Here is a 16,970-nt window from a genome sequence, read left to right as displayed (position 1 = left end):
CGAAACCCGATCGTGCAGGTCAGGGGCTTTTTTCAGCGACTGTCGGCGTCACCCTGAACAAAAAACCTCACGGGCACACCCGCCGGTACGGCGCGTCGGACACATAGGTCCGCCACTGCGCCTCGGTGAGGCCGCCGCCGAACCGCTCGCACAGGACGCGGACGACGTCGGCCGGGGCCACCGGGTGCCGTTGGAGCAGCACGTTCGGGCCGCTCGCGTAGAGGACCGAGTCGTCGTGGGTGAAGGCGAGGGCGCCGATCTCGTCGCCCGCGGTCGGCAGGTCGGTGCCGAGCTGCTGCTGCCCGGCGGTGTCCCACAGCCGCAGGGTGCCGTTCTGGCCGCCGACGGCCAGGGTGGCGCCGTCGGCGGAGAAGGTGAGCGCGTTCACCGCCTCGGCGTCGCCCTGGGTGGCGGTGTCGGAGGTGCCGGTCAGGATGCCGAGGCGGGTGCGCAGCTCGCCGTCCCACAGGGTGACGTGCCCGGTGCTGTCGCCGACGGCGAGCCGGGTGCCGTCGGGGCTGAAGGCCAGCGCGGTGATCTGCCGTCCGTCGGCCAGCGAGCGCCCGGTGACCCGGCCGGAGGGCAGCTCGGCGTACTGGTCGGAGGAGCCGGCGAGCAGCCCGCCGTCGGGCCGCAGGGCGAGCGTGCCCGGATACAGGACGCCCTTCGGGCCGGCCGTACGGCGGTGGGCGGCGGTGTCCCACAGTTCGGCCGTGCCGCTGTCGTTCGTGCCGCGCACGGCCAGCAGGGTCCGGCCGCCGGGGCCGAGGGCCAGCCCGGAGACGGCACGGTCGGCCGCGCCGGACGTCTCGAACCTCGTACGGACGCGGTGGGCGCCGAGATCCCAGACGGTGAAGCGCTGCCGCAGGGAGCCGTGTGCGGACACCGTGTCGGCGACGGCGAGTGCCTTGCCGTCCGGGCTGAAGGCGAGCTTCGGGATCCCGTCGCTGTCACCGTCGCCGTCGTCGCCGGGCAGCGGACCGAGCGCGGCATGCGCGAGGAGCGCCCCACTGCGGGTGGCGCGCAGGTCGAGACGGAAGCCCCTACCGGAGCCGGCATCGGTGACCGTCGCCAGGACCATGCCGTCCGGGCTGAGGGCGGTCGCGTCCGTCGGGGTGCTCCGCCAGGTGGTGTTCAGACGGTCGCTCAGGTTGTCCGTGTGGACGGTGGCGCCGTCGAGATAGTGCAGGGTCCTGCTGCTCGGGTCCGGGTCCCAGGTCAGCTCCCGCACCTCGGCCCCGGCCGTCGGCGTGCGGAAGACCAGTCCGCCGCCGTTCGCCATCTGCCATACGGCGACCTCCTGGCCGTCCGCCGTGGCCAGGAACTGCCCGTCCGGGGAGAGCACGGCGTCGCTGAAGCCGGTGGCGTCGCCGCTGGTGAAGTCGGCGACGGTCCGTCCGGCGGAGATGTCCCAGACGGTCGCCGTGGTGCCGTGGACGGAGGCCAGGCGCCGGCCGTCCGCGCTCAGCCGCAGCAGCCGGGAGCCGTCGTCCGCGCCCGAACCGGTGCCGCACACCGTGCCGTCCGCCTTCTCCCAGGCGCCCGGCAGCCGCCTGCCGTGGACGGTGTCCCACACCTGCGGTGCGCCTCCGGCCGTGCACAGGGCGAGGAGGCGGCCGCCCGGACCGGCCGAGACGTCGGTCAGGCCGCTCGTGTCCTTGGTGAACAGGACCTTGCCGTCGCCGGTCCGGCGCACCCGTAGCGGGCCCGGCCCGTCCGAGGGGCCGGTGACATAGGCGCTGCCGTCGGCCGCCGCCCCCCAGTAGCTCGTCTCGGCCAGGTCGGCGGCGGACTCTCCGGCGGTGAAGTCCCACAGGGTGTCGCCGCCCTCGCCGGTGAGGACGAGGAAGCGGGAGTCGGGGCCCATCTGCGAGGCCTCCGAGGCGCTGGGCAGGTGGTACGTGGCGGTGACCCGGTGGTCGGCCGTGTTCCGCACGGTGACCCGGGAGCCCGTGACGGTGACGAGGGTGCGACCCTGGCCGGTGAGGAAACGGCGGGCGTTCTCGCCGGTCCGGGGATCGGTGTAGGCGTCCCGTTCCGGCCGGGCCAGGGATTCCAGCAGGGCCGAACGGGACTCCGTCAGCGGGGCCAGGCGCCACGCGGCGACGGAGAGCAGGGCGGCCGTACGGGGGTCCGTGGACCGCAGGCTCTCGGACACCGTGGCCAGGCGCCGGGCGGCCGCCTTCGCCGCCTCCTCCTCGCTCACCTGGTTCCGCTGCCAGGCGAGCAGCCCCGCGGCCAGCGCGAGCACGAGGAACACCGCGAGCCCCACGCTGAGATTCCGGGTACGCCGAGCGGCCCGCGCCCCGGCCACCTGCTCGGCGTCCCGGCCGGCGAGGGAGGCGACGAGGAAGGAACGCTCCAGCGGGGCGAGGTCGTCCTCGTGAGCGCGGGGTCCGGACGGCGTCTCCCCGCCGAACAGCTCCTCCGCCCGCGCCAGCCGCGTCCCCCGGTACAGCGCGCCCGCGTCCCGGTTCAGTTCCTCCCAGGCGCGGGCCGACTCGCCGAGGTGGCGTTGGGCGCGCAGCCGCTCCCGGTCGGCCTCGATCCACTCCGCCAGCCGGGGCCAGCCGGTGATCAGGACCTCGTGGGCCAGCTCGACGGTGTCGCCGTCGAGGGTGACCAGGCGGGCGGCGGCGAGGCGTTCCAGGACGTCCTGCGCGCCGGGTCCCAGTTCGGCCCGGGACGCGGGGCGGCGGGTGTCGGCGGCGCCGTCGCCGGGGGCGATCAGTCTGAGCAGGATGCGACGGGCGGTGCGGGCCTGCTCCGGGGCGAGAGCGCCGTAGACCTGTTCGGCGCTCGCGGCGATCGCCCCGCGCACCCCGCCCGTCTCCTCGTACGCGGCCAGGGTGAGGGTACGGCCGCGGCGCCGGCGCCAGGTCTCGAGGAGGGCGTGCGACAGCATCGGCAGGGCGCCCGGCTGCTCGGCGACCTCCTCGATGACCCGGGCGGTCAGCACCCGCTCGACGTTCAGCCCCTCGGCGCTCGCGGGACCGGTGATCGCCTCCCGCAGCTCGTCCCGGCTCATCGGTCCGACCAGCAGGTTCGCCCCGCTGACCGCCTCGGCGAGCCCGGGATGGCCGGCGCAGTGGCCGTAGAAGTCGCCGCGGACGGCGATGGCCACACGCAGTCGGCTCGACTTGTCGCGGGCGCACAGCAGCAGGTCGAGGAAGCGGTCGCGTTCCTCGCGGTCGTGGCAGAGGGTGAACACCTCCTCGAACTGGTCGACGACCACCCAGGTGTCCAGTTCGCCGTCCAGCGGCGTGAGCGCGTTCTCGTGGGTGTGCGCGGGCCGGTCGCCCGGGGTGAGGACACGGATCACCGCCGGGCGGTCGCCCCCTTCCGCCGTCCGCAGCGCCGGGATCAGCCCCGCCCGCAGCAACGACGACTTGCCGCTGCCGGACGCCCCGAACACGGCCGCGAACCGGTGCGTGCGCACCAGCCCCAGCAGCTCGCCGACCTGCTTGTCCCGGCCGAAGAAGAGGTCGCTGTCGCCGGGCTCGAACCGCGCGAGGCCCGGGTAGGGCGCCCGCTCTCCGGCGGACGGCACCCGGACCTCCGCGTCCGCCTCGCGCCAGCGCCCCTCCCACTCCTCCGGGTCGGCGCCGAGCACCTCGGCATAGGCCCGGACGACGGCGAGCGAGGGCAGCTGGTCGCCGGCGGCCGCCTGGGAGAGCGCGGTCGTCGAGTAGCCCGCCTTCTCGGCCATCTCCCGGTAGGGCGGCTTCCCCGCCTTCTCGCGCAGCAGGCGCAGGTCGTGCGCCAGCCGCTGCACCGGTCCGGCATCGGGGTCCACCGGTTTCTCGCGTCGTCCCACCGGGCGTACCTCTCGACCCTCACACACCATCGAACGGGCGCCCAACGTACGTTTATCCTCCTATCCGAGGCAATTCCGGCTCACTTTCCGGACAGCGAGGTCAGCGCACCGTGCGGTACGCGTTGTGGATGGTGCCGGTGTAGGTGTTGCCGTCCGTGTCGGTCAGGGACGACCGGAGGGTGACCGTGCCGGCCTTCTTCGGGTGGGTGAGAGTCAGGTACCGCTTGCCGGTGCGGTCCGAGTGCACGGCCGTCGGCTTCCAGGTGCGGCCGCCGTCGTACGACACGCTCACGGTCAGCGACTTCAGGTGTCCCTTGGCCGCGGCCGGGCCCTGGAGGGACAGCGGCACGGTGAAGCGGGCGCCCGCCTTCGCGGTGGCGGTCAGGCTCAGCTTCGGGTGGAAGCGGACCACGGAGAGCGGGAACGCGACGGCCGTGCTGTCGCCCGCGTCGACGGAGACGAAGGTCCACACTGCGTCGACCCGGTCGCTGACCTTGACGTCCGAGCCGCGGTCGGCGCTGACGGACAGCCGGTAGCGGGTCTTCTGGGCGAGCAGCCGGCCGTACACCTGCGGGCAGGTGTCCTCGGTGAAGGAGCCGATGACCCGGGAGCCGGTGGTCAGCCTGGTGGTGATCGCGGTCCTGGGGAAGTAGCCGAAGTTCCCCGCGCCGTCCGCGAACATCGGCACGCACACGTTGTAGTAGCCGCCGGTCCGTATGCCGCCGGTGCCCGACCCGACGGCCGGTCCGCCGACACCGCCGTTGAACGTGACCCGGTAGGCGCGGTTCGGTGCGAAGCGGCGGGCGGTGAGCGCGGAGACCGCGTCCTCGTTGTGCATGCCGTTGACCACCCGGGCACCCAGGTACCAGCTCAGACCGGGATCGGCGCTCAGATACTGCACGAGCGACGCGGTCGGCGCCGTACGCAGCACGCCCGCCACCCCGAAGGACGCCCGGCTCAGCTGCGGCCAGCCCGCGTAGGACCAGTCCGCCTGGGGAGCGGTCTCGGCCCGGGAAAGGGCGGTGGCGACGGAGGCGGTCACCCGGGCCATTCCCTTCGTGGAGGCGAACCTGCGGGTCAGCCCGTTGAAGTAGCCGCCCTTGCGGGTGGTGACCAGGTCGTACGCCGGTGAGGTGGCGGTGCGCTGCCAGATCCCGCCGAGCTGGGCGACAAAGGAACCGGCCGGGGCAGCGGAGCCGATCTGGCCGAGGTAGGTGGAGCTGTCGACGGTGGTGCCGCCCGCGTAGTCGTAGGCCGACTTGGCGCCACGGGCCGCGAAGAGGACCTGCGCGTCGCGCAGCTTCGCCCCGCGGTCGGGGGCGGTGATCTTCACCGGCTTGGTCCTGCGCCCGTCGAGGGCGAGGTCGGTGTCGTGGTCGAGCACCAGGCGGGGCGCCACCATCAGGGCGGTCCGCCCCTGGTCGTCGCTGCTCTGGGCGTCGATCACGTAGTGGCCCTTGGGCAGCCGCACGGTGGCCGTGCCGTCGGGGTGGTTCTTGCCGTCGTCGAACGGCGTGTACTGCTTGCCGGTGTCCAGGTTCGCCACCGTGACATCGGGCGTGTCGTCGCGCTTGCCGTCGCGCCGGGTGACCGTCAGCTTCAGCTTGTACGACTCCCCGGCACGGACGACACCCAGCGCGGTCCGCGCGATCTGGCCGTCCCCGCTCGCGGTGACCGCGCCGGACCAGCCGCCGTCGGCGCCGCCGAGCCGTGGGTCGGCGGTGGCCGTGGCCTGCGCGGTGCCGCCGGCCGGGACGGTGAGCCGGGCCGGTGAGACGGTGAACATGCCGGTGGGGGCGGTCTTTCCGCCGGGCCCCGTGGCCGCGGTGGTCAGGTCGAGGGTGACGGGCTCGGTACCCGTGTTGCGGTAGGTGAGCGTCCGGGGCACCGGCTTGTCGTCGGTGTGCGGCCAGGCGGCCGTGCCGAAGTCGACGGAGGACGGCTCGGTGGTGACCTCGGCACCCGTCGCCCGGGGCAGGTCGACGCGGCCCGCGCCGGTCTCGTAGGCGGTGGTGCCGGTCAGCGGCTTCGCGGAGGCCGTCAGCGCGGCCTTGATGCGGTCACCGGTCCAGTCGGGATGCTCCTGGGCGAGGATCGCGGCGGCGCCCGCGGTGTGCGGGGTGGCCATGGAGGTGCCCGACATCGTCACGTACCCGGGGGCGACCTCCTCGCCGAGGGTGCCGTGGAGGGCCGCCGCGGCGACGGTGTCGACGCCGGGCGCGGCGATGTCCGGCTTCAGGGCGCCGTTCGCGGTAGGGCCGCGGCTGGAGAAGTCGGCGAGCCTGTCGTCGCCGTCCACGGCGGCGACGGTCAGGGCGGCGGCGGCCGAGCCGGGGGAGCCGAGGGTCGAGTCGGACGGGCCCTCGTTCCCGGCGGCGATCACGAAGAGGGCGTGGGAGGAGGCCGACAGGTCGTTCACGGCCTTCTCCATCGGGTCCGTCCCGGTGGTGTCGGTGGAGCCAAGGCTCATGTTGACGACCTTGGCGCCCTGCGCGACGGCCCACTGCATTCCGGCGATGATCGCCGAGTCGCCTCCGGCGCCGGTGTCGTCGAGGACCTTGCCGACGAGCAGCCGCGCGCCCGGTGCCACGCCCTCGTACTTGCCGCCGCTCTTCGCGCCCGAGCCGACGATGGTGGAGGCGACGTGGGTGCCGTGTCCCACCCTGTCGTCGGTGGAGCCGGAGTCGGAGAAGTCCTTCGCCTTGAGGATGCGGCCCTTGAGGTCCGGGTGCGTGGCGTCGACACCGGTGTCCAGGACGGCGACCTTCACGCCCTTGCCGTCGTAACCGGCCTTCCAGGCGGTGGGGGCGCCGATCTGAGTGACCCCGCCCTTGGGATCGGGGGCGCCGGCGGCGGTCCCCGCGGTCATACGGACCCGCCCGTCCAGCCAGACGTGGTCGATGCCGGGCGCGGTCGTCACCGCACCGCGCCGGTCCGCGGGCTCGGTCAGGGCCTGCCACACCTTCGCGGTGTCCGGCTTGGCGGCGGTGACCGCCTCACCGTGGACGGCCGGCAGCCTGAGCACGGAGTCGGTGTCGGCCGCGAGAGCGCTCCGGGCGGCGGCCCGGGTGGTGCCGCTGCCCTTGTAGGAGACGATCAGCGGCAGCTGCTTTTGGTGCGCGTCGTCGTACTTGTCCTTGATCAGCTCCGTGACGTCGAACAGCCGGCGGTCCAGCTTCCCGCGGGCCAGCAGCCGGACCGCGTCCAGGGGGACGACGTAGGTGTGGCCGGCGAAGCTCCGCACCGAGTAGCCGATGCCGCCGCGGCCCCTGCCCGGTCGTACGCCGGTGAGGTGTCCCTGGCTGTCGACGCCGACGGTGTCACCGGTCAGCAGCGTCACATGGGAGGTGGCCCGGAGCGAACCGCTCCGTGCCGCGTCGGACGGGTCGGCGGTGGGGGGGGTGACGGTGACACCGGCGGTGAGCGCGGCGACCGCGAGCAGGGCCGGTATTCCGTACGCGGCACTTCTGCCGGTACGGCTGTGCTTGTTCAGCAAGGTGAGGTCTCGCTTCCCCGTGGGTCGGTGGATGGTTCCCGGGCACGTCGACTAGGGGGAATGCCGACGGCCGGAACCGAGTCTCGGGCCGCGGGGAATTGGTCAGTAGCCCGTCACGGGCACTGAAAAAAGGGAAAGGAACGCCGCCGGGGTCAGAGAAGCGCGACCTTCGTGAAGTGGCCCGCCGCCCGGAGTTCCGTCTCGATGCGGCTCGCCGTCAGGCGCAGTTCGGGGAGTAGTTCGGCGACGCATTCCTCGGGCGTGCGGCCCGCCGCGTGCAGGGCCACGTTCACGGCGGCGACCACCCGGCCCGTGCGGTCGTGGAGGGGCACCGCCAGGGTGCGCAGGCCGTCCTCCCAGTCCTCGTCGAGCAGGGCGTACGCCTCGGTGTCCGACAGCAGGACCCGGCCCAGTGAGGTCGCCGCGGCCGGCAGCCGGGTCCCCACCCTGATGTCCACGCTCATGATCCGCGGGGACATCGCCCGTGCCGTGTACTGGATCTCCGCGGTCGGCCCCGAGGACACCAGGACCGCCAGTGCCGTCGACTCGCCCACCCGCGCCGACAGGTCGGTCAGGTGCGGGGTGGCGATGCGGGGGAGGGAGGTACGGGAGAGGGGCGGGAAGCCCAGGGACAGCACCCTCGGGGTCAGGGTGAAGGTCCGGGACTCCGGCTGCTGGCGGACCAGGCCCAGGTGTTCGTAGGTGATCAGGGCCCGGCGGGCCGTCGCCCGCGCGAGGCCCGTCGCCCGCGCCACGTCCGTCAGGGTGAGCGCGGCCCGGCCCTCCCCGAACGCCGTCAGCACGGTGAGGCCGCGGGCCAGGGACTCGATGAAGTCGCGGCCCAGTTCGCTCTTGGAGGCGCCGATCCAGGAGGCGAGGTCCGTGGCGGGAGGCCCCGGGTCCGGCTCAGGGGCGGACACCAGCGCGCGTTCCATCTCGGCCACCGTCGCCCGCAGCCGGGGCAGCAGGGTGTCGCGCAGATCCGTGGCCGTGTGGCGGCTGGTGTGGCTCACGACGTTCGCCACACAGGCGATCCGGCCGGTGCGCGGATCCCGTACGGGCACCGAGACCGCGACAAGGCCCGGCTCGATCAACTGGTCGTCCAGCGCCCAGCCGTCCCGGCCCGCCCGCTCCGCCTGCCGCTCGAACTCCTCGTCCGGGAAAGGGAGTTCCCGAGGAGGTATGGCCGGAAAGCCCCGGTCCCCAGGGTCCGCCGCCCGGCGCTCGCGCCAGGTCCGCCAGTCCTCGTCGGTCCACTCGGACGCGAACAGGGGCCCAGGGGCGGTGCGTTCGGCGGGGAGCAGGTCGCCGATGCGGAAGCTGAGGGACATCGCGCGGCGGCGGGTGGCCTGGTGGATGAAGCGGATGCCGTCACGGTCGGCGACGGCCAGCGAAACCGACTCGTCCAGTGCGTCGGCGAGGGCGTCGGCCCGCCCGGACAGCAGCGCGGGCAGCCGCAGGGCGGCGAGATAGGCGTTGCCGAGTTCCATGAGCCGGGGGGTCATGACCGCGTCCCGGCCGTCGAAACGGACGTATCCCATGCGTGCCAGTGTCGAGGTGATGCGGTCGACCGTGGAACGCGCCAGGCCCGTCGCCCGCTCCAGACCGCTCAGGCTCAGCGTCCCGCCCGCCTCGGTCAGTTCCCGCAGCACCCTGACCCCCCGGATCAGCGGCGCGACCGCCTCGTCCGGCACGACGGGCTTGGGCACCACCGGGAAGGTGGTCGTCTCAGCGGGCATCGGTTCTCCGGTACGGCGGTTGCGGCACGCCTACGGTAGTCCGAACGGCGGCCGCGGCGACGCCATGCCCATGCCGGTCGGGTGGTCGCGGGGGTGCCGGGGCAGGTGGTCGGGCGGGTGCGGGCCGGTGGGGGCTGGTCGCGCCCGTGCGGCGGTAGCCGCAGATTCAGCACCGCCCCGCGCCCCTGGGGAGCTGTAGCCGCCGACGGTGCGCAAAGAGCCGAGCCGCCGGTGTGAGAACGGATACCCCCCGTCGGACAGGCCCGCCCTACCTCCGCGTCACCGACACCCGCCAGTTGCCCTCCGAGTCCGCCCCGATCACCCGCACCCGCACGCCCCTGCCCAGGTCCCGGAACTCCTCCCCGGCCGTGAACGGCGCGTCCGAGAGTTCCGCGTGGACGTTGGGGCTGCGTGTGCAGCCTCCGCTGTCGCGCTGTGCGTCGTACACCGTGACCGGCCCCCGACCGGTGTCCACGTTCGCGTCGACCCTGTAGACGAGGACCCCCGGCCGGCACACCGCCTCGTCGTTGCCCGCGCGGGTGCGCAGCTCGATCGCGTAGCCGCTGCGGATGCCCAGCGGGACGAAGAGCAGTTTGGTGCCGAGGCCGGGGCGGGCCAGCGGGGTCAGCGTGTACTCCGACGTGCCGCGGGCCGTCACACAGCCGACCTGCGCCGTGTCCAGCCAGCCCAGCTTCCACTTGTGCCAGCCGAGGAGGTCGTTGTCGGCGCCCCAGTCCTCGCTCATGATGTCCCAGTGCCCGACCGCGCCCCCGCCCGCCTGGGTGTACAGGTCGGGCAGCCCGAAGACGTGGCCGTTCTCATGGGGCAGCACCCGGTAGCCGGTCCGCGCGTAGGAGCCGGAGCCGTCGTCCTGGCGGGAGTAGACGAAGGACGCGTTGGCCACGGGCACGCCGTCGGCGACCGGGGCGTCGGTGTTGCCGGCGAAGGTCACCGACAGGACCGTGTCGAGGGCGGAGGGCCCGGCGTTCGGGGTGATCAGCACATTGAGGAAGTCGTACGACCGGAAGTCCACCCTGGGGTCGGCGGCGGCCACGATGTCCTGGACCAGTCGGCGGTAGCCCGGATCGAAGGGGGCGCCGCGCTCTATGCCGTAGGACCGGAACGACCTCGGCATGCGCAGCCAGTCGGTGATCGGGGTCTCGGGGCGGTAGTCGAGACGGCCGTAGGAACTGGTGCGGAACCATTCCCGGGTCTGCGGGAAGAACTCACGGAACCGGCCCCGGGCGGTCCCGGAGCCGGGCGCGTCGGAGAAGTCGACCATCAGGGTCAGGGCGCGGACGGTGCCGGTGGAGCGGGAGTAGCCGCCGGGGGTGGGCAGGCCCTCGGACATCTGGACGGTCGGGCCGCCGCTGATCAGACAGGCGTCGTGGGTGTCGGAGCGGGCCAGGGAGACCGGGCCGGCCGCGGTGGGGGTCCGCGGGGCGAGGCGTCCGGTGCCGGCCGAGGTGCTGACCGCGAGGGTCAGGGCGGTCACGGAGGCGAGGGCGGCCATGCGGCGCGGGCGTATGTGACGTCTGGTCCACGGCATGCGGGCACCCTTCGGAGCGCGGCAGCCGCTGGTCGGAAGGCTGCACCTTTTCGATCACCCTCTGGCGCGGGAGGGGCGGACGCGCGCTGGAGGAGACCGAACGTGGGTATCGCCAAACCTGTGACTCAGGTCACAACATAATTTCCCCTCAACCCGAAATAACCGGGGAGCGTCTCCCCGTTTAGACCTGTGTCCGAGCGAAACGGGGACTACTTCCCCGGATCGCAGAAACAGACCTCAAGGAGCACACCGTGACCGCCACGACGACCGCGCAGCGCAAGGCGCCCCGGCCCCGCGCCGACGCCCTGCGCAACCGGGAGCGGATCGTCACCGCCGCCCGCGAGATGTTCACCGAGTTCGGCCCCGACGTGCCGCTCGACGAGATCGCCCGCCGGGCCGGCGTCGGCAACGCCACGGTGTACCGCAACTTCCCCGACCGTGACGCGCTGGTCCGCGAGGTCGTCTGCTCCGTCATGGACCGGACGGCCGAGGCGGCCGAGCTCGCACTCGCACAGACCGGGGACGCCTTCGGCGCACTGGAGCGGTTCGTGCACGCCTCCGCCGACGAGCGGATCACCGCGCTGTGCCCGATGGTCCAGGGCGCCTTCGACCAGTACCACCCCGACCTGGTGGCCTCGCGCGAACGGATCGAGCAGCTCGTCGAGCAGCTCATGGACCGGGCCAGGACGGCCGGTCAGCTCCGCGCGGACGTGAGCGTCGGTGACCTGATGATCGCCGTGGCCCAGCTGTCCCGGCCCCCGGCCGGCGTCGGCTGCCTCACCCTCGACGGGTTCGTACACCGCATGCTTCAGCTGTTCCTGGACGGACTGCGGGCGCCGGCCCGCTCCGACCTGCCGGGCGCGGCACTGACCATGGAGGACCTCCGCCAGGCCTGACCGATGAGTTCAGAGCACGACCGCAGTCTCTAGATACGACTTCCACCAGCCGTCAGTGCTGACGGACTGTCCCCTTTCGACACTCTTTTTCCGTTCCGAAGTCCCGAAGTGGGTATCCCCATGTCTGAAACAGCCGCAAAGGCTCCCGGCGCACCGGCCCCGTCCGGTGACGCCAACCGCTGGAAAGCGCTCGTCTTCATCGCGCTCGCCCAGCTGATGGTCGTCCTCGACGCGACCATCGTGAACATCGCCCTGCCCTCCGCCCAGACCGACCTGGGCATATCCGACGGCAACCGCCAGTGGGTCGTGACGGCCTACGCCCTCGCCTTCGGTGGACTCCTGCTCTTCGGCGGCCGTATCGCCGACCTGTGGGGCCGTAAGAACGCCTTCGTCGTCGGCCTGATCGGCTTCGCCGGTGCCTCCGCGCTCGGTGGCGCCGCCACCAACGAGGCCATGATGTTCGGCGCCCGCGCCCTCCAGGGTGTCTTCGGCGCGCTGCTCGCGCCCGCCGCGCTCTCCCTGCTCGCCGTGATGTTCACGGACGCCAAGGAGCGTGCCAAGGCCTTCGGCATCTACGGTGCGATCGCCGGTGGTGGCGGCGCCGTGGGCTTCATCCTCGGCGGTGTGCTGACCGAGTACATGGACTGGCGCTGGACGTTCTTCGTGAACATCCCGTTCGCGATCGTCGCCGCGCTCGGCGCGTACTTCGTGATCCGTGAGCCCGAGGGCGGCCGCAACCGCAACCCGCTCGACATCCCCGGCGTCCTGCTGTCCACGCTGGGCCTGGTCGCGCTGGTCTACGGCTTCACCCGCGCCGAGTCCGACGGCTGGGGCGACTCCGTGACCGTCGGCATGTTCGTCGCCTCCGCGGTCCTGCTGATCGCCTTCGTCGTCACCGAGGCGAAGGTCAAGGCCCCGCTGCTGCCGCTGCGCGTGGTGACCGACCGCAACCGCGGCGGCGTCTACCTCTCGCTCGGCATCGCGATCATCGCGATGTTCGGCACCTTCCTGTTCCTCACCTACTACCTGCAGATCGTGAAGGGCTTCACGCCGATCAAGACCGGCTTCGCCTTCATGCCGATGATCGTCGGCATGATGGTCGGCTCGACCCAGATCGGCACCCGTCTGATGACCCGCCTGCCGGCCCGCATGCTGATGGGTCCCGGCTTCCTGGTCGCCGCGGTCGGCATGCTGCTGATGACGCAGCTGGAGATCGGCTCGTCGTACGCCTCGATCATCCTGCCCGCCATGCTGCTGCTCGGTCTCGGCATGGGTACGGCCTTCATGCCCGCCATGTCCCTGGCCACCCTGGGTGTCGAGCCCCGGGACGCCGGTGTCGCCTCCGCGATGGTCAACACCTCGCAGCAGGTCGGCGGTGCGATCGGTACGGCCCTGCTGAACACGATCGCCGCGTCGGCCACGACCTCCTACATCGCCGACCACATCGGCTCCGCGACCTCCAAGTCGCAGGCCCAGCTGGTGGCGCTGGAGGGCCAGGTGCACGGCTACACCAACGCGATCTGGTTCGCCGTCGGCATGCTGGTGCTCGCCGCGGTGATCGTCGTGACCCTCGTCAACGCCGGCCGCCCGGACATGGCCGCCGTGACCGGGTCCGGCGAGGGCGCCGAGGAGGAGCTGGCGGTGCCGGTCATCGCCCACTGACGACGACCGCACCGCGATACCCCTTCGAGAACCACGTGCGTGCGGGGAAGGGGACGCCCCGTACGCACGACCCCAGGAACTGCCCTGGCCCCCGCTGAGTGAGCGGCTCAGCGGAGCCAGGGCAGATCCGCGCCCGCCTCGTTCGGCTGAAGCCCCTCGGCGACGATCTCCATGATCTCGCCGAGGGACTTCTGCTGTTCCGGGGTGAGCCGGTCGAAGACGGCCTTGCGTACGGCCCGCACATGGCCCGGCGCGGCGCCCTGGAGCATCTCCAGGCCCGGGTCGGTGAGCACCGCGAACTGTCCGCGCTTGTCGTCGGGGCAGTCCTCCCGGCGCACCCAGCCGTTGCGTTCCAGGCGGGCGATCGCGTGCGAGAGCCGGGACCGGGTGATCTTCGCCTTCATGGCCAGCTCGGTCATCCGCAGCCGCCGGCGCGGGGCCTCGGCGAGTCCGACGAGCAGTCCGTAGTACACGTGCGGCATGCCGGCGTCCCGCTGGAGCTGGCGGTCGAGGTGATCCTCGAGAAGGGTCGTGGCGTGTACGTAGGAGCGCCAGACGCGCTGCTCGTCGTCGTTGAGCCACTGGGGCTCCTCATCGGGGACGGATGCCGTGTTCATGGACTCCACTCTACGAGCTCTCTCCTTGAAGCTTAAACAAATGAGGCGTACAGTCATGTCTGAAGAAGCTTTAAATTTGAAGCACTGGACGCATTGGAAGTACCGGAGGAGTCCCCGCCATGTCCGCCGACACGCTGGAGCGCATGCCCGCCCTCTATCTGAGCCACGGTGCCCCGCCGCTCGCCGACGACCCGATCTGGCCCGGTGAACTCGCCGCCTGGTCCGCCGGCCTGCCCCGCCCCAAGGCGATCCTCATGGTCTCCGCCCACTGGGAGGAGGCCCCCCTCGCCCTCGGCGCGGTGGAACCCGTCCCGCTCGTCTACGACTTCTGGGGTTTCCCCGAGCACTACTACAAGGTGACGTACGACGCTCCCGGCGCCCCCGAACTCGCCGAGTCCGTACGCAAGTTGCTGCGCGCCCCCGGCATCCCCGTGCAGGACGTCCCGGACCGCGGGCTGGACCACGGCGCCTACGTCCCGCTCGTCGAGATGTTCCCCGAGGCCGACATCCCGGTCCTGCAGGTCTCCATGCCGACCCTCGACCCCGTCAAGCTCATGGAGATCGGCCGCAAGCTCGCCCCGCTGCGCGACGAGGGTGTCCTGATCGTCGGCTCCGGCTTCTTCACCCACAACCTCGCCGCGCTGCGCCACACCGGCTCCGGAGTGCCCACCTGGTCCTCGGAGTTCGACGACTGGGGACGCCGGGCCCTGGAGGCGCGCGATGTGGACTCCCTCCTCGACTTCCTGAACAAGGCCCCCGCCGGCCGCTACGCCCACCCGCGCACCGAGCACTTCGCACCTCTCTTCGTCACCATGGGCGCGGCGGACGTGACCGGTGAGCTGGACGCGCAGAAGTCCGTCATCGACGGGTTCTGGCTGGGTATGGCCAAGCGGTCGGTGCAGTTCGGCTGATCTGTCTCGCGGGGGGCTACAGGTCCTTCTCGTACCAGGCGACATCCCAGTAGCGGCCGAACTTCCGGCCCACTTCCCGGTATGTGCCGACGTGCCGGAACCCGAAGCGTTCATGCAGCCGCGTGGACGCTTCGTTCGGCTGGGCGATACCGGCGTAGGCGCGATGCAGGTCCTCGTCGGCCAGGGCCTCGAAGAGGGCCTTGTAGAGAAGGGTGCCGATGCCCCGGCCGCCCGCGTCCGGGGCGAGGTAGATCGTGACCTCCGCCGAGGTCGCGTACGCGGGCTTCGCACGGAAGGGGCTGGATGTGGCGTACCCGAGGATCCGCTGTGAGGTTCCTGTCGGGTCCGTGTCGGTGGCAACCATCAGACGGTACGGGCCGTCTTCAGGGTGGGAGAGCAGCCAAGGGCGGCGCTCTTCCGGAGTGAAGACAGCGGTATCGAATGTGATGGGCGTCTCACGTACGTAGTGGTTGTAGAGGTCGGTGAGGGCTGCGAGGTCCCCCTCGGCTCCCGGCCTGACCTGCACCTCTGTACGTTCCGACGACATCAGACCTCCTCCTGTGGCGGGACAGGGTACTGCAAGATCAGAAAAATAGCGGTGCGGGTTGGGAATTCTGTCCGGTTTCCAGTCGTTGTTTCCATCGGATGCAGGGCACCCGAGGAGAGTCCGGAAGTAGCCGGAACCGGGTACCAGCGTCCGAAGGACCACCCGCTGACCCAAACATCGCAAGGGAGCACGCATGGCAACCCGTGCCGTCGCCCGTCGTAAGTCCGCCACCGGCGGGTCTACCGACGCGGCACGCAGTGTTCGCGTCCATGGCGGCGAGATCGCCGACCGCGACCTGGTCGGCATGTATCTCGACGAGATCGCGCGGACACCCCTGCTCGACGCCGCCAAGGAAGTCGAGCTGTCCCAGATCATCGAGGCGGGTGTGTTCGCCCGACAGGTCCTCGACGGGTTCGAGGAGGCCAAGGCTGACGCCACCCGCGAGGAGCTGGAGGCCCTGGTGGAGGAGAGCGAGCGCGCCAAGGACGTGTTCATCCGCTCCAACCTCCGCCTGGTCGTCGCCGTGGCCCGCCGCTACCCGCGCAGCGGTCTGCCGCTCCTGGACCTGATCCAGGAGGGCAACGCCGGACTGGTCCGCGCGGTCGAGAAGTTCGACTACCGCAAGGGCTTCAAGTTCTCGACGTACGCGACCTGGTGGATCCGTCAGGCCATCACCCGCTCCATCGCCGACCAGTCCCGCACCATCCGGCTGCCCGTCCACCTCGTGGAGGAGCTGGGCCGTATCCGCCGTGTGCAGCGCGAGTTCAACCGCGAGCACGGCCGCGACCCGGAGCCCGCGGAGATCGCCGCCGAGCTCGGCTCCAACGCGGAGCGCGTGATCGACGTCCTGGACTGGGCCCGCGACCCGGTCTCCCTGAACATGTCGGTGGACGACGACGGCGACACCCAGTTCGGCGACCTGCTGGAGGACACCTCGGCGGTCTCCCCGGAGCAGTCCGTCCTGACCCTCCTGCGCAGTGAGGAACTGGACGACCTCATCGGCAGGCTGGACCAGCGCACGGCCTCCATCATCAAGATGCGGTACGGCATCGAGGACGGCCGCGAGCGCACGCTGACCGAGGTCGGCAAGGAGCACGGCCTCACCCGCGAGCGGATCCGCCAGATAGAGAAGCACGCCCTGCTGGAGCTGAAGAAGCTCGCGCGGGACACCGGGTTCGACGCGGCCGCGTAGGCGGGGTGTGCCCGCGTACGCCGGGTGGCGAAAGACCGCGTAAACATGGCTGTACTAAGTCGCTTCAACCCCCTGGACCCTGGGAACAAGACTTCAGGGTCCAGGTGTTCGGGCCCCGGAGGTCTTGCCTCCAGGCCCACCTGAACCACGTCCCGACGCACACCCCCCCGGCGCCGGGACTCTCCGAAGCCGGACTTCGGCGCCCCTCCCCCCGGGCGCCGGGGTCCGGCTCTTTTTCCGCCCCGGGAAACCGGAACGGTGGGTCACCCCGTACCTGAACCACGGGGTGCCCCACCGGATGGCAGATTCTGTCACATCGGGGTGGGGTTGGCTTTTGGGTGCGGGCCGGTGGGGGCTGGTGTTTTTGCGCAGTTCCCCGCGCCCCTGAGGTGCCTGCGGGTTGCCTCCGGCGGTTGGGCGGGGTTCGGTTGTTGGTTGTCTGCGGGTCGGTGGGGGCTGGTGTTGTGCGCAGTTCCCCGCGCCCCTGGATGCCTGCGGCGGCCTGTTGCGGTTCGGTGGGGGTGTGTGTAGCGCGTGCGGTGTG

Annotated in this window: 10 protein-coding genes; 4 read left to right on the top strand and 6 right to left on the bottom strand. The window is 71.8% G+C overall.

Annotated elements, in window-relative coordinates:
* Positions 1–67: 67 nt before the first annotated feature.
* The 4 genes from AB0D34_RS43230 to AB0D34_RS43215 all read right to left on the bottom strand — a co-directional run bounded on the left by AB0D34_RS43230 (position 68) and on the right by AB0D34_RS43215 (position 10,601).
* Positions 68–3,817, bottom strand: a complete 3,750-nt coding sequence (locus AB0D34_RS43230) for a helix-turn-helix domain-containing protein (protein ID WP_362672686.1) — start codon at positions 3,815–3,817, stop codon at positions 68–70.
* A 100-nt stretch (positions 3,818–3,917) separates the two neighbouring features.
* On the bottom strand, positions 3,918–7,313 hold the full coding sequence (locus AB0D34_RS43225; RefSeq protein ID WP_362672683.1) for a S8 family serine peptidase: 3,396 nt from the start codon (positions 7,311–7,313) through the stop codon (positions 3,918–3,920).
* Between the two features lie 152 nt (positions 7,314–7,465).
* Positions 7,466–9,052, bottom strand: a complete 1,587-nt coding sequence (locus AB0D34_RS43220; protein WP_362672680.1) for a helix-turn-helix domain-containing protein — start codon at positions 9,050–9,052, stop codon at positions 7,466–7,468.
* Between the two features lie 268 nt (positions 9,053–9,320).
* Positions 9,321–10,601 carry a M6 family metalloprotease domain-containing protein gene (locus AB0D34_RS43215; RefSeq protein WP_362672678.1) on the bottom strand — a complete coding sequence of 427 codons (1,281 nt, stop codon included), beginning with the start codon at positions 10,599–10,601 and terminating at the stop codon, positions 9,321–9,323.
* Positions 10,602–10,852: 251 nt separating this feature from the next.
* On the opposite strand from AB0D34_RS43215, the gene AB0D34_RS43210 reads away from it, so the two are divergent.
* Both AB0D34_RS43210 and AB0D34_RS43205 read left to right on the top strand, forming a co-directional pair.
* On the top strand, positions 10,853–11,497 hold the full coding sequence (locus AB0D34_RS43210) for a helix-turn-helix domain-containing protein (protein WP_362672675.1): 645 nt from the start codon (positions 10,853–10,855) through the stop codon (positions 11,495–11,497).
* 120 nt (positions 11,498–11,617) lie between these two features.
* Positions 11,618–13,159 (top strand): MFS transporter, encoded by a 1,542-nt coding sequence (locus AB0D34_RS43205; RefSeq protein WP_362672673.1) that lies wholly within the window; start codon positions 11,618–11,620, stop codon positions 13,157–13,159.
* 107 nt (positions 13,160–13,266) lie between these two features.
* Here the strand turns inward: AB0D34_RS43205 and AB0D34_RS43200 are convergent, their stop codons facing one another.
* Positions 13,267–13,776 (bottom strand): MarR family transcriptional regulator, encoded by a 510-nt coding sequence (locus AB0D34_RS43200; protein ID WP_362672670.1) that lies wholly within the window; start codon positions 13,774–13,776, stop codon positions 13,267–13,269.
* A 119-nt stretch (positions 13,777–13,895) separates the two neighbouring features.
* On the opposite strand from AB0D34_RS43200, the gene AB0D34_RS43195 reads away from it, so the two are divergent.
* The gene (locus tag AB0D34_RS43195; protein ID WP_362672667.1) at positions 13,896–14,687 is read left to right on the top strand and encodes a class III extradiol ring-cleavage dioxygenase; all 792 of its coding nucleotides are present in this window, start codon (positions 13,896–13,898) and stop codon (positions 14,685–14,687) included.
* A 16-nt stretch (positions 14,688–14,703) separates the two neighbouring features.
* On the opposite strand, the gene AB0D34_RS43190 is transcribed toward AB0D34_RS43195, so the two are convergent.
* Positions 14,704–15,234 (bottom strand): N-acetyltransferase family protein, encoded by a 531-nt coding sequence (locus AB0D34_RS43190; protein WP_362672664.1) that lies wholly within the window; start codon positions 15,232–15,234, stop codon positions 14,704–14,706.
* 193 nt (positions 15,235–15,427) lie between these two features.
* On the opposite strand from AB0D34_RS43190, the gene AB0D34_RS43185 reads away from it, so the two are divergent.
* Entirely contained in the window at positions 15,428–16,426 is a 999-nt protein-coding gene (locus AB0D34_RS43185; RefSeq protein WP_362672661.1) for a sigma-70 family RNA polymerase sigma factor, read from the top strand.
* Positions 16,427–16,970 lie beyond the last annotated feature (544 nt).

This window comes from Streptomyces sp. NPDC048420, from assembly GCF_040651535.1.
In the GTDB taxonomy this organism is placed as follows: domain Bacteria; phylum Actinomycetota; class Actinomycetes; order Streptomycetales; family Streptomycetaceae; genus Streptomyces.
Note: the sequence above shows the minus strand (reverse complement) of the source record. Positions and strands in the feature narration are given on the sequence as shown.